At 73.6% G+C, this 13,221-nt stretch carries 8 protein-coding genes and 1 pseudogene; 6 read left to right on the top strand and 3 right to left on the bottom strand.

The window, feature by feature from the left end; translation table 11 throughout:
* Positions 1-55 precede the first annotated feature (55 nt).
* The gene (gene dusB, locus OG989_RS31385; protein WP_151456935.1) at positions 56-1,228 is read left to right on the top strand and encodes a tRNA dihydrouridine synthase DusB; all 1,173 of its coding nucleotides are present in this window, start codon (positions 56-58) and stop codon (positions 1,226-1,228) included.
* A gap of 204 nt (positions 1,229-1,432) precedes the next feature.
* On the opposite strand, the gene OG989_RS31380 is transcribed toward dusB, so the two are convergent.
* Complete coding sequence (locus tag OG989_RS31380; RefSeq protein WP_327029310.1) at positions 1,433-2,083, bottom strand: C39 family peptidase; 651 nt, start codon at positions 2,081-2,083, stop codon at positions 1,433-1,435.
* 1,167 nt (positions 2,084-3,250) lie between these two features.
* Positions 3,251-5,023: pseudogene (locus tag OG989_RS31375) on the bottom strand (beta-N-acetylhexosaminidase); the annotation flags it as partial.
* Positions 5,024-5,395: 372 nt separating this feature from the next.
* Here OG989_RS31375 and ppdK point away from each other — a divergent pair.
* Positions 5,396-8,128 (top strand): pyruvate, phosphate dikinase, encoded by a 2,733-nt coding sequence (gene ppdK / locus OG989_RS31370; RefSeq protein ID WP_327029309.1) that lies wholly within the window; start codon positions 5,396-5,398, stop codon positions 8,126-8,128.
* A 131-nt stretch (positions 8,129-8,259) separates the two neighbouring features.
* On the opposite strand, the gene OG989_RS31365 is transcribed toward ppdK, so the two are convergent.
* Positions 8,260-8,745, bottom strand: coding sequence for a roadblock/LC7 domain-containing protein (locus tag OG989_RS31365; RefSeq protein ID WP_151456293.1), 486 nt, complete (start codon positions 8,743-8,745; stop codon positions 8,260-8,262).
* Between the two features lie 193 nt (positions 8,746-8,938).
* Between OG989_RS31365 and OG989_RS31360 the strand changes: the two genes are divergently transcribed.
* The 4 genes from OG989_RS31360 to OG989_RS31345 all read left to right on the top strand — a co-directional run bounded on the left by OG989_RS31360 (position 8,939) and on the right by OG989_RS31345 (position 13,147).
* Positions 8,939-9,292: a VOC family protein gene (locus OG989_RS31360; RefSeq protein WP_327029308.1), complete on the top strand. Its 354-nt coding sequence runs from the start codon at positions 8,939-8,941 to the stop codon at positions 9,290-9,292.
* Complete coding sequence (locus tag OG989_RS31355; RefSeq protein ID WP_327029307.1) at positions 9,282-10,583, top strand: deoxyguanosinetriphosphate triphosphohydrolase; 1,302 nt, start codon at positions 9,282-9,284, stop codon at positions 10,581-10,583. The genes OG989_RS31360 and OG989_RS31355 overlap by 11 nt, the downstream gene beginning before the upstream one ends.
* A 15-nt stretch (positions 10,584-10,598) precedes the next feature.
* The gene (locus tag OG989_RS31350; protein WP_327029306.1) at positions 10,599-11,435 is read left to right on the top strand and encodes a siderophore-interacting protein; all 837 of its coding nucleotides are present in this window, start codon (positions 10,599-10,601) and stop codon (positions 11,433-11,435) included.
* A gap of 77 nt (positions 11,436-11,512) precedes the next feature.
* Positions 11,513-13,147, top strand: coding sequence for a BCCT family transporter (locus OG989_RS31345; protein WP_327029305.1), 1,635 nt, complete (start codon positions 11,513-11,515; stop codon positions 13,145-13,147).
* Positions 13,148-13,221 lie beyond the last annotated feature (74 nt).

The raw sequence follows: 13,221 nt of genomic DNA, 5'->3' as shown, positions 1-13,221 counted from the left end.
GGCGGGCCCCGGCCGGTGCGGAAGTTGCGCCGGCTGGGGCCCGTACACTTGTCCGGTGACCGCGCCGACCGTTCCCGCACTGCGCCCGTTGACCATCGGGCGGCACGAGGTGTGGCCGCCGGTGGTGCTCGCGCCGATGGCCGGCATCACCAACGTCGGCTTCCGGCAGCTCTGCCGGGAGCAGGGCGGCGGCATCTACGTCTGCGAGATGATCACCACCGTCGCGCTGGTCGAGCGGAACCCGAAGACGCTGCGCATGATCGCGTTCGGCGACGACGAGCGGCCCCGCAGCCTCCAGCTCTACGGCACCGACCCCGAGATCACCGCCGCCGCCGTGCGGATCGTGGTGGAGAAGGACCTCGCCGACCACATCGACCTCAACTTCGGCTGCCCGGTTCCCAAGGTCACCCGCAAGGGCGGCGGCTCGGCGCTGCCGTGGCGCCGCCGGCTCTTCGCGCGGCTGGTCAGGGCCGCGGTGGACGCCGCGTCGCCCGCCGGGGTGCCGGTCACGGTCAAGATGCGCAAGGGCATCGACGACGACCACCTGACGTACGTCGAAGCGGGCCTCGCCGCCCAGGACGCGGGCGTGGCGTCGGTCGCCCTGCACGGGCGTACGGCCGCGCAGCGCTACTCCGGCACGGCGGACTGGGACGCCATCGCGACGCTCAAGCAGGCCCTCGACGTGCCGGTGCTCGGCAACGGCGACATCTGGGAGGCCGACGACGCGCTGCGGATGGTGGCGCACACGGGCGTCGACGGGGTGGTGATCGGCCGGGGCTGCCTGGGTCGACCGTGGCTCTTCGCCGACCTGGAGGCCGCGTTCGACGGCCGCCCGGAACGCCGCCTGCCCACCCTCGGCGAGGTGGCGCGGACGATGCGCCGTCACGCCGAACTGCTGGTCGACCAGTTCACCGCCGGCTCCCGTACCCCCGCCCGGGGCGAGCGGGACGGCTGCACCGACTTCCGCAAGCACGTCGCCTGGTACCTCAAGGGCTTCCCGGTCGGCAGCGAGCTGCGCCGCGAGCTGGCCATGATCGAGAGCCTGGCCCAGCTCGACGACCTGCTCGGCAAGCTGGACCCGACCGAGCCCTTTCCCGTGGCCACCTTGGGCCAGCCGCGCGGCCGCACCAACTCGCCCGGCAAGGTCTTCCTGCCGGACGGCTGGCTGGCCAGCCGCGACGACGACACCGTCCCGGAGGGCGCCGAACTGGCTGACTCGGGCGGCTGAGCCCTCGGCCGCCACCCGGGCCTCGGCTGCCTCGGCGCTCCCGGCTGCGGCTCGGCCCCGGCCTGCCCGGCTGCGGATGCTGGGTGAAGGTGAAGACGACGAAAGGGCCGGCCCCTTGTGGGGGTCGGCCCTTGTCGCTGTGTGGTGCGCCTGTCGCTGGGTGGTGCGCGGTGCTGGGTGGTGTGTTGGTGTGTCGCTGTGGGGTCAGGCGGTGTAGCCGCGGGTGGCGATCCAGTCGGCGAGGTTGTCGACGCTCATGCGGTAGGAGGCCTGGTTGGGGTTGGCGGAGTCGGCGATGGTGACGGTGTTGCCGTTGTCGCGGTAGCCGACGACGCTGATGTAGTGCCCGCCCTCGAAGGAGTGGGTGGTGCCGTCGGTGTCGGTGGCGGTGCCGGCGATGTTGGCGACGATGGCGTGGCCTTCGTCGATGGCGGTGACGATGTCGCCGCGTAGCTTGTCGGTCTGCTTGTCGTCGGCCTTGGCGCCGGGGATCTCCACCGACTGGTAGGCGTCCTTGCCGGTCTCCTTGTTGAGGACGGGGGTGATGTCGTTGATGGAGTTGGTGCCGGCTTCGGTGGTGCCCATGCGCTGGGCCATGCCGTCGACGTCGATGTTCTTGCCCTGCACGCTGAGGGCGTTGCGGGCGGCGGCGGGGCCGCAGTAGTAGAAGTTGGGCTGTGCCTCGTAGCGCACGCCGAGTTCGCGCTCGCCACCCTTGCGGTCCTGTGCGACCGAGGCCGACACGGGGGTGGTGGGGGCGGCGAGGGCGGTGGTGACGGGGCCGGCGATGGCGCCGCCGGTGAAGGCGAGCCCGGCAGCGGTCAGAGCGGTCTTACGCAGGATGTCGGTACGCATGATGGCAGCACCTTTCGATCGGGGGTACGCGGACGCGCGGGGGAGCGGCGTGCCGCGAGGGGGAAGTCAGAACGGATCGCTCCGGCGGTGGGGGGCCTGCTCGGGCGTCCGGGATGTCTCAACGACCCGGGTCGGCCAGTCATTCCGCCGGCCGGTCGGGCCACCGTGGCGCGCGGGGGAGGCGCCGTGGGTATGCCATGTTCAACGGCCCGCACCGGCCCACGATTCCGCCGCTGAGGTGGCGCCGGCCACGGGACGCACCGGACGGCGACGGACATCCAGGCACGGACTCGGACACTTCGAAGCGGACAAAACTCCCACGACTCCACAGCCCGTCGCAGCCCGTCGCAGTCTGCCGCCGTCGGTCGTCGGGTGCAGCATGGGGCGGCGAGCGCGCTGTCGAGCTGATGTCGTAAACGACTCACGCTGCCCCGACGGCACGAACCGCGACTTCTTTCCGCGCCCAATCCCCACGCCTCTCCGGCCCGGAACGGACGGCACCGCTGAATCGTCTACGACATCAGCTCGACAGCGCCCCGAGGAGCGCATCCGTGCCGCCTGTCCGCGCGCCCGCCAGCAATGGGCACCCCGGCAACCGGCGGTACGTGCCCTGCGTGACGCGTCAGGCGAAACCGCCCTGACCCCGAGATCGAGAGGCATCCGCGACGGCGATGGCGACGGCACCCGTGACCGTCGCGGCGCCCGTGACCGCCACGGCACCCGTGACCGTCACGGTGACCGCGACCGCGACGGCAGCGGCGACCGCCACCGCCCCGTCCCTGCGCCGGGCACGGCGGGCCACACCCCGTCGGTGCCCACTCTCGCGTCCGTCCGCTGGGCTTCTACCGGAGATCTTGGTTAGAAACCGCCCCTCCAGGGGCCATCTCGTACCAAGATCTCCACCGGTGATCCGTTGATCCGTTGATCCGTTGATCCGGTGGACCTGGGTGACCCGTGAACCCGGGTGATCCGGTAACCGGGGTGAGCCAGGTGACCCGGTGACGACCGCGATGGCGGCGGCGACCGCCACCGCGGCGGGGATGGGGGCGTTGGGCGCGGGCGTCAGGCGGACGGGCCTGGCGCGGAGGCCTCCTCGGGGTTGGTTTGGATGGGGGCCGCCGTGCGCGGCCTGGTGGGAGTTGGCTGGTCGGTCTGGGTGGGGACCGCCGTGCGCGGCCCGGTGGGAGTCGGATGCGCGGCTTGGGTGGGGATCGCCGCCTGCCGCTCGGCGGGAGCTGGCCGCTCGGCGGGCCAGGGGATCTCCGGTGAGCGGTGGAAGGCCATGCCGGCCGCGGCCCAGCGCGGGCCGTGCCCTGCCAGCCGGTCGCGGAACCCGGCCCAGTCGTGCGTCGCGCGGGGCGACCAGCCCAGCTCGGCGATCGCGGGCAGGCGCGGGAAGAGCATGAACTCGACCTCGGCCCGCGAGGTGACCGACTCGGTCCACAGCGGCGCCTCCACGCCCAGCACCGCGTCGGCCGGCACGCCGGCCACGTGGGTGCCGGGATCCCAGTCGTACGCCCGCCGCACGTCGATCAGGCCGGCCCAGTCGTGCCCGATGGGGGTGTCCGGGGCGTACTTCATGTCGAGGTAGGCGTGGTTGCCGGGGGAGAGGACGAGCCGCGCCCCCCGGTGGACGGCGTCCGCCGTGACCGGGTCCTCGCCCTTGGTGCCCCACCACTGGAGCACCCGCCCCTCGGCGTGCGCGACGGGCGCGATCTGGTGCCAGCCCACCGCCGTCTTGCCGGTTCCGGCGACGATGCGCTGGGTCCGCTCGACGAAGGCCGCGTACGCGTCGGGACGTACCTTGAACGCCTCGTCGCCCCCGATGTGCAGCCACGGCCCGGGGGTGAGCGCCGCGATCTCGCCCAGCACGTCGGCGACGAACTCGTACGTCCGCTCGTTGGTGGGGTCGACGTAGCTGAAGCCGACCTCGGTGCCGGTGTACGGCGGCGGCGCGGTGCCGTCCGGGGCCAACTCGCCGTACGCGGTCAGCGCGGCGTTGGTGTGGCCCGGCAGGTCGATCTCCGGCACCACGGTGACGTGCCGCTCGGCGGCGTAGGCGACGATCCGCCGGTAGTCGTCGCGCGTGTAGTGCCCGCCCGGGCCGCCGCCCACCTCGCCCGCCCCGCCGACCTCCGCCAGCCGGGGCCAGGAGTCGATCGCGATCCGCCAGCCCTGGTCGTCGGTGAGGTGCAGGTGCAGGTGGTTGAGCTTGTAGCGGGCCAGGTGGTCGATCACCCGCAGCACGTCCGGTACGCCGAAGAAGTGCCGGGCCACGTCGAGCATCGCCCCCCGGTAGGGGAACCGGGGCCGGTCGGTGATCGAACCGCCGGGCAGCGCCCAGTGCTCGGCGACCGGCACCGCGCTCTCGATGGCGGCGGGCAGGAGTTGCCGCAGCGTCTGCACGCCGTGGAAGAGCCCGGCCGGGGTGGCGGCCTCGATCCGTACGCCGTCGGGCGTCACGTCGAGCCGGTAGCCCTCCGGGCCGAGGTCGGCGGAGACGGCCAGCGTCAGGGTGATGCCGCCGGCCGGCTCCGGTCGGGTGGCGTCGGTCACCGGCAGCGGGTAGCCGGTGGCCGGCCGGAGCAGGGCGGCCAGCTGTCCGGCGACGGCGCGGGCGTCGTCGTCGCCGTTCACCCGGATCGCCGCGTCGGGCGTGAGGACGAAGTCGGCGCCCGGGACCGGCGTGACCCGCTCCGGGGCGGGCACGACGTCGCCCAGCCGGACCCGGGCCGGCGTGACGGGCAGGTCGTCGGCGGTCCCGGGCGGCGGGGTGAGTAGGTCGTCGGTGGTTGCGGGCGGCGTGACGGGCAGGTCGTCGGCGGTCCCGGGCGGCGGGGTGAGCAGGTCGTCGGCGGCCCGGGTCGCCGCCCGGGCCAGCTCGGCGGCGGCCGGTTCGTGGACCGGTAGGGCGCGGTGGCCGGGCTCCCGCTCGTCCACCCCGGCGGCGCGGGACGGGTCGAGCGGCTCCGGGGCGGCGGTGGGAACGGCTGGCACGGCGTCGGCTCCGAGGGGTGTATTTGCGGCGGTTATGGCAAAGGTGAGGTTCACCGAAAAGCGTGCGGCCAAGAATACGAGGCGGAGCCGGAAATGCGTGATCGTGCGCGTGGAAGCGTTCCCAAAAACCGGTACGAACGCGGATAGTCGTGATAGCTGTGCCTATTGTCACCGAACGGTCCCGGGCCACGCGAAGTTCGCTTAGCCTTCGCCCACCGGCCGGCTTGGCACCGGGATTGCCGGTGGTCCGTCCCGGGGTATGAGAGCGACTGAACCTTCGTTAAGTGTCGGACCGGCGCGCGTGGGAGGGCTCTGGTGGCAAAGCAGGAGACGGTGGAACACAAGTACGTGTACGCCTTCGCCGAGGGCAACAAGGATCTCAAGGAACTGCTCGGTGGCAAGGGGGCCAACCTGGCCGAGATGACCAATCTCGGCCTGCCGGTCCCACCGGGCTTCACGATCACCACGGAGGCCTGCAAGGCGTACCTCGCGACCGGGGAGGAACCGGACGGCCTGGCCGACCAGATCGCCGCGCACCTCGCGTCGCTGGAGCAGGCGATGGGCAAGCGCCTCGGTGACCCGGAGGACCCGCTGCTGGTGTCCGTCCGCTCCGGCGCCAAGTTCTCCATGCCCGGCATGATGGAGACCGTCCTCAACGTCGGCCTCAACGACCGCAGCGTCCAGGGGCTCGCGCGACAGGCCAGCGGCGCGGACGCGCAGACCTCCGGCGGCGCGGACCGGTTCGCCTGGGACTCCTACCGCCGCCTGATCCAGATGTTCGGCAAGACGGTGTGCGAGGTGCCGGGCGAGGAGTTCGAGCACGCGCTCGACGACGCCAAGCGGGCCAAGGGCACCCACGACGACCTCGACCTCGACGCCGACGACCTGCGGGGGCTGGTCGACGCGTACAAGAAGATCTTCTTCAAGCACACCGGCCGGGAGTTCCCGCAGGAGCCGCGCGAGCAGCTCGACCTCGCCATCCGCGCGGTCTTCGAGTCGTGGAACGCCGAGCGCGCGGTGCTCTACCGCCGCCAGGAGCGGATCCCGGCCGACCTGGGCACGGCGGTCAACGTGGTGGCGATGGTCTTCGGCAACCTCGGCCCGGACTCCGGCACCGGCGTCGCGTTCACCCGCGACCCCGCCAGCGGCGCCCAGGGCATCTACGGCGACTACCTGGCCAACGCCCAGGGCGAGGACGTGGTCGCGGGCATCCGCAACACCGTGCCGTTGCAGGAGCTGGAGCGGCTGGACAAGAAGTCCTACGACGAACTGCTCGGCATCATGGCCCGGCTGGAGGGTCACTACAGGGACCTCTGCGACATCGAGTTCACCATCGAGCGCGGCAAGCTCTGGATGCTCCAGACCCGCGTCGGCAAGCGCACCGCCGCCGCGGCGTTCGTCATCGCCGGGCAGCTCGTCGACGAGGGCCTGATCGACCTCGACGAGGCGCTGCACCGGGTCAACGGCGCGCAGCTCGCCCAGCTGATGTTCCCCCGGTTCCGGCTCGACCACGAGTTCCAGCCGGTGGCGAAGGGCATCGGGGCGTCGCCGGGCGCGGCGTCGGGCAAGGTGGTCTTCACCTCCGCCCGCGCGGTCGAACTGGCCGCCGAGGGGGAGTCGGTGATCCTGGTCCGGCGCGAGACCAACCCCGACGACCTCAACGGCATGATCGCCGCCCAGGGCATCCTCACCTCGCGCGGCGGCAAGACCAGCCACGCCGCCGTGGTGGCGCGGGGGATGGGCAAGACCTGCGTCTCCGGCGCCGACGAGATCGAGGTCAACGTCCCGCAGCGCCGGTTCGTCGTCGGCGGGCAGACCGTCGTCGAGGGCGATGTCGTCTCCATCGACGGCACCACCGGCAAGGTCTACCTCGGCGAGGTGCCGGTCATGCCGTCGGAGGTGGTGCAGTACTTCGAGGGCAGCCTCGACCCCGAGCACGTCGACAATCCGCTGGTCCGGGCCGTACACCGGATCATGTCGCACGCCGACGCCAGGCGGCGGCTGGCCGTCCGCACGAACGCCGACACCGGCGCGGACGCCGCCCGGGCCCGGCGCTTCGGCGCGGAGGGCATCGGGCTGTGCCGCACCGAGCACATGTTCCTCGGCGACCGGCGCGAGCTGGTCGAGCGGCTGATCCTGGCCCGCGACAACACCGAGCGCGAGGCCGCGCTGGCGGCGCTGCTCCCGTTGCAGCGGGCCGACTTCGAGGAGATCTTCCGGGAGATGGACGGGATGCCCGTCACCGTCCGGCTGATCGACCCGCCGCTGCACGAGTTCCTGCCCCCGCTGGAGCAGCTCGCGGTCAACGTGGCGGTCGCCCAGGAGCGCGGCGAGGACGTGGCGCAGGAGGAGGCGCTGCTCGCCGCCGTCCGGCGGATGCACGAGGAGAACCCGATGCTGGGCCTGCGTGGCGTCCGCCTCGGCCTGGTCATCCCCGGTCTGTTCGCCATGCAGGTCCGGGCGATCGCGGAGGCCGCGGTCACCGTCACCCGCAGCGGCGCGGTGGCCAGGCCGGAGATCATGGTCCCCCTGGTCGGCGCGGTGCAGGAGCTGGAGACGGTCCGCGCCGAGGCCGAGAAGATCATCGCCGAGGTGGTCGGGGACAGCGGCGTCGAGGTGCTGATCGGCACGATGATCGAGGTGCCCCGGGCGGCGCTGACCGCCGGCCAGATCGCCGAGGCGGCGCAGTTCTTCTCCTTCGGCACCAACGACCTGACCCAGATGGGCTGGGGGTTCTCCCGCGACGACGTCGAGGGCGCGTTCTTCTGGCGCTACCTGGAGCTGGGCATCTTCGGCATCTCGCCGTTCGAGTCGATCGACCGCGACGGCGTGGGCCGGCTGGTGCGCATCGCCGCGGAGGAGGGCCGGGCGGCCCGGCCGGAGCTGAAGCTCGGCGTCTGCGGCGAGCACGGGGGCGACCCGGAGTCGGTGCACTTCTTCCACGAGGTCGGCCTGGACTACGTGTCCTGCTCCCCCTTCCGGGTGCCCGTCGCCCGGCTGGAGGCCGGCCGCGCGGCGGTGGAGACGGACGGCTCCGACAGCCGCTGACGCGCGAGGACGACAGGCCGGCGGCGGACCCGGGGGAGCGGAATCCGCCGCCGCTGCCGTGCGGGCGGCCCGTGCCGGCGCGACCGCACCGTGGGCCGGGAGTCGGTCGCGGACCGACTCCCGGGGGTTGCTCAGACCGGCGGGCGGCGCCAGGCGTGGGGGGTGACGCGCCGGGGCAGCCTGCCGCCCGAGGTGCGGGCCGCGAGCCGGGCGTGTGCCTCGGGCACCGTCGCCGCCCCGATCAGGCGGCTGGTGTCCAGCACCGAGCCGGTGCGCCGGGCCACCGCCCGCGCGTCGGCGTGCAGCTCGTCCAGGTCGGCGCTGGCGTCGGCGACCAGCGTCAACAGGGCGTTGCGCCCGGCGGGATAGGTGACGACGGCGCCGGTCGAGGTGCGGACCACCGATTCCCGGAACTCGCCGTGCCGCACGGTGTCGGCCACCCGGTGACCGAGGCCGAAGCTCGCCGCCGCGAGCGCCGCCAGGTGGGTGGCGTCCGTCGTCGGCAGGTCGCTGGAGATCAGCAGGCCGTCGGTCCCGGCCAGCACCGTGCCCGCCACCTCCGGGCGGCGCCGGCGCAGCTCCGACAGTTCCGTTCCCATCATCGTGTCCGCGTTCACGGGCGTCTCCCCACCGTCGGGCCCTCAGTCTGGTCACGTTCCGCGCTGGGAACGCTACCGGCGGCCATGCCGGACCGCGATCCCGTAACCGACGGCGATCGGTCGACAACTCTCGACTGTTCGGAGGTTGCGTAGCCGTCGGGCGCGCGCCGGCGGCGCGCCGTTCGCGGCGCGCGGGCGTAACCTGATCGACATGAGCAGCGCCTGGGAGAGCCTGACCGTCGACGCCCGGGACCCCGCCCGGCTCGCCCGCTGGTGGGCCGAGGCGCTGGGCTACCAGGTGGTCACCGAGCAGCCGGACGAGGTGGAGATCCGCCGGTCCGCCGACCGGCTGCCGGGCATCGTCTTCGTGCCGGTGACCGACGACAAGACGACCAAGAACCGGCTGCACATCGACCTGCGTCCCGACGACCAGGAGGCCGAGGTCGAGCGGCTGGTCGACATGGGGGCCCGGCACGTCGACGTGGGGCAGGGCGACGGCGGGTGGACCGTGCTGGCCGATCCGGAGGGCAACGAGTTCTGCGTGCTGCGGCAGCGTGAGGACTGAGCCTCCCGGGCCGGACGATCCGGACGTCGCCCGCTGGGTCGCCGAGCCGCCGAAGGACACCGGTCACGGGCGGTCGGCGTACGAGCGGGACCGCGCCCGGGTGCTGCACTCGGCGGCGTTCCGGCGGCTGGCCGCGAAGACCCAGGTGCACACGGCCGGCACCGACGACTTCCTGCGTACCCGGCTGACCCACTCGCTGGAGGTCGCGCAGATCGCCCGCGAGATGGGGGCCCGGCTGGGCTGCGACCCGGACGTGGTCGACACCGCGGGGCTCGCCCACGATCTCGGTCACCCGCCGTTCGGGCACAACGGCGAGGACGCGCTGGACGACCTCGCGGCCGGGTGCGGCGGCTTCGAGGGCAACGCGCAGACGCTGCGGGTGCTGACCCGCCTGGAGGCCAAGGTGGTGGCCCCGGGCGGGCGGTCCGCCGGCCTCAACCTGACCCGGGCATCGCTCGACGCGGTCAGCAAGTACCCGTGGCCCCGCCGCCAAGAGCAGCGCAAGTTCGGGGTGTACGACGACGACCTCCCGCTCTTTGCCTGGCTGCGTACGGGCGGCCCGGGTGACGACCGGCGCTGCCTGGAGGCGCAGGTGATGGACTGGGCCGACGACGTCGCGTACTCGGTGCACGACGTCGAGGACGGCATCCACGGCGGGTACGTGGCGCTGCGTACGCTGCTGCGCGACCCCGACGAGCGGGCCGCGCTCTGCGCCGACGTCGCCGCCGCGTACTCCGGCGAGTCCCCGGCCGACCTCGGCGACGTGCTGCTGGAGCTGCTCGACGACCCGGCGCTCGCCCCACTGGCCGGTTACGACGGCAGCCACCGCGCGCAGGCGGCGCTGAAGGCCACCACCAGCGTGCTGACCGGCCGCTTCGTCTCGACGGTGGTGGCGGCCACGCAGGCGCGGTACGGTCCCCGGCCGCACCGCCGCTACGCCGCCGACCTGGTGGTGCCCCGGCGGATCCGGGCGCAGTGCGCGCTGCTCAAGGGCATCGCCCTGCGGTACGTGATGCGTCGCCCCGGCGCGGCGGACCGCTACCGGCGGCAGCGGGAGGTGCTGGCGGAGTTGGTGCACGCCCTGGCCGACCGGGCACCGGACGGGCTGGATCCCGTCTTCGCCCCGCTCTGGTCGGCCGCGCCGGACGACGCGGCCCGGCTCCGGGTGGTGGTCGACCAGGTGGCCTCGCTGACCGACCCGGCGGCTGTCGCCTGGCACGCGCGGGTGGTGCGCGGTGGGCGCGGGCACCCGCCGACGGGGGATCAGGGATGGGCAGGCGCGCGAACTTAGGCTAGCCTAACCGGCATGACGGAGCGCCCCATCAAGGTCACCACCGCCCGGGTACTGCGCACCGAGCGGCCCACCCCCCACGTCGTCCGGCTGGTGCTCGGGGGTGAGGAGCTGGCCGGCCTGCCGGTGGGCGAGTTCACCGACCACTACATCAAGATCGTCTTCCCGGCGCCGGGGACGCGGTACCCGATCCCGGCGGATCTCAACGCGCTCCGCCGCGACCTGCCCCGGGAGCAGTGGCCCCGGCTGCGCGCGTACACCGTGCGGGCCTGGGACGCGTCGGCCGGCGAGCTGACCGTCGACATCGTGCACCACGGTGACGTGGGGCTGGGCGGGCCGTGGGCGGCCGCGCTGCGCCCCGGCGACCCGGTGCCCTTCGTCGGCCCCGGCGGGGAGTACGCCCCCAGCCCCGACGCCGACTGGCACCTGCTGGTGGGCGACGAGAGCGCGCTGCCGGCCATCGCCGCCGCCCTGGAGCGGCTGCCCGCCGGCGCCCCGGCCACCGTCTTCGTCGAGGTCGCCGACCCGACCGAGGAGCAGCCGCTGGCCAGCCCGGGCGCGGTGCGCCTGACCTGGCTGCACCGGGGCGACCGCCCGGTCGGGGAGGCCCTGGTCGCGGCCGTCCGCGCCCTGGAGTTCCCGCCCGGGGACGTGCAGGCCTTCGTGCACGGCGAGGCCACCTTCGTCAAGGAGCTGCGGCGCCTGCTCCGCGTCGAGCACGCCGTTCCCCGCGAGCGGCTCTCCATCTCCGGCTACTGGCGCCGGGGCATGGACGACGAGGGCTGGCGGGCCAGCAAGTCCGACTGGAAGCGGCAGGTGGAGGCCGAGGAGGCCGCCGCCGTCCCCGCCTGACCAACCACTGCCGGGCAGGTTCGCCCGATATCGCCGTGTGCCGCCCTCCTGCCCAGCAGGATGGGCAGGGGGTGGCCATGAGCGGGCAGGTACGGGACCGGGCGCAGGCCGTGGGCCGGATCGACCGGACGGTGTTGGCGCTCAGCGTCGGCGGCGTACTGGCCGTGGTGGCGTGGGGCGTGCTGGCCCGGGGCTCCCTGGCCGGCTTCGGCGAGTCGGGCCTGGCCTGGGTCATCGACACCTTCGGCTGGTTCTTCGTGGTGGCCGCCGACGCCTTCCTGGTGCTCTCGGTGATCATCGCGACGACGAGGTTCGGCCGGATCCGGCTCGGTGCCGACGACGACGAACCGGAGTTCAGCACGCTGGCCTGGGTGGCCATGATGTTCAGCGCCGGGATGGGGATCGGCCTGGTCTTCTTCGCCGTCGCCGAGCCCATCCAGCACTACGCCGTGCCTCCGCCGGCCACCGGCGTCGCACCGCAGACCGGCGCGGCCGGTGCCACGGCGATGCAGTACACCCTCTTCCACTGGACGCTGCACCCCTGGGGGATCTACGCCGTCGTCGCGCTCGCGCTGGCGTACTCGACCTTCCGCAGGGGCCGGGAGAACCGGATCTCGGCGGCCTTCCACCCCCTGCTCGGGGACCGTGCCGACGGCGCGGCCGGGCGGGCGATCGACCTGCTGGCCGTCTTCGCCACCGTGTTCGGCTCGGCGACGAGCCTCGGCCTCGGCGCGCTCCAGGTCGCCGCCGGTCTCGACCTGGTGGCGGGTGTTCCGGACACGACCGCGGTGGAACTGGTGGTGATCGGCGCGCTCACCCTGGCGTTCGTCATCTCCGCCTTCTCCGGGCTGCACCGGGGCATCAAGTGGCTCTCCACCACCAACGTGCTGCTGGCGGTGCTGCTGATGCTCTTCGTCTTCGTGGTCGGGCCGACCATCTACACGCTGGAGGTCCTGCCGGCCGCGGTGGGCGACTATCTCAGCAACCTGGTCTTCATGTCGACCCGCACGGGCGCCTTCTCCGATCCGTCCTGGCTCGGCTCCTGGACGATCTTCTACTGGGCGTGGTGGATCTCCTGGGCGCCCTTCGTGGGCACCTTCATCGCCCGCATCTCCCGGGGCCGCACGGTCCGGCAGTTCGTCGTCGGGGTGCTGCTGGTGCCGAGCGGAGCCAGCGCGGTCTGGTTCGCGGTGATGGGCGGAAGCGGGCTGCGGGCGCAGGCCACCGGCGCCCGGGACCTGGTCGCCGACGTCGGGGCGGGCACCGAGCAGGCCCTCTTCGGCCTGCTGGGGGCACTGCCGCTGGCGACGCTGACCAGCGTGCTGGCCATGGTGCTGATCGCGCTGTACTTCGTCACCAGCGCCGACTCGGCGTCCCTGGTGCTCGGCTCGCTGACCTCCCGGGGCGCGCTGCGCCCGCACCGCGCGCTGGTGGTGGTCTGGGGCGTGCTGATCGGCGCGGTCGCCGCCGTACTGCTGCTGGTGGGCGGGCTGGACGCGCTGCAACAGGCGACCATCCTCGTCGCCCTGCCCTTCGTGGTGGTGATGCTCGGCCTGGCCGTCGCGCTGGTCCGGGACATGGCCCGGGACCCGGCGGTCAACCCGCCGCCGCGGGTCCGCCGCTCCGGCCTGGCCGCCGCCGTCCGGGCGGCCCGGTCGTACGACGAGGAGGACCCGCCGCCGGTGCGGCGCTACCTGCGGCGCCCGCGCTGACCCGGCGTGGCACCGCGCCGGGTGGCCGTGACCCGGCCGGGCGGGGGCGGCCGTCGCGGGCGCGAGCGCCGAGG

The organism is Micromonospora sp. NBC_01740, from assembly GCF_035920365.1.
GTDB classification, from domain to species: domain Bacteria; phylum Actinomycetota; class Actinomycetes; order Mycobacteriales; family Micromonosporaceae; genus Micromonospora; species Micromonospora reichwaldensis.
The sequence above is the reverse complement of the archived record's forward strand: the minus strand, read 5'-3'. Positions and strand labels throughout refer to the sequence as shown.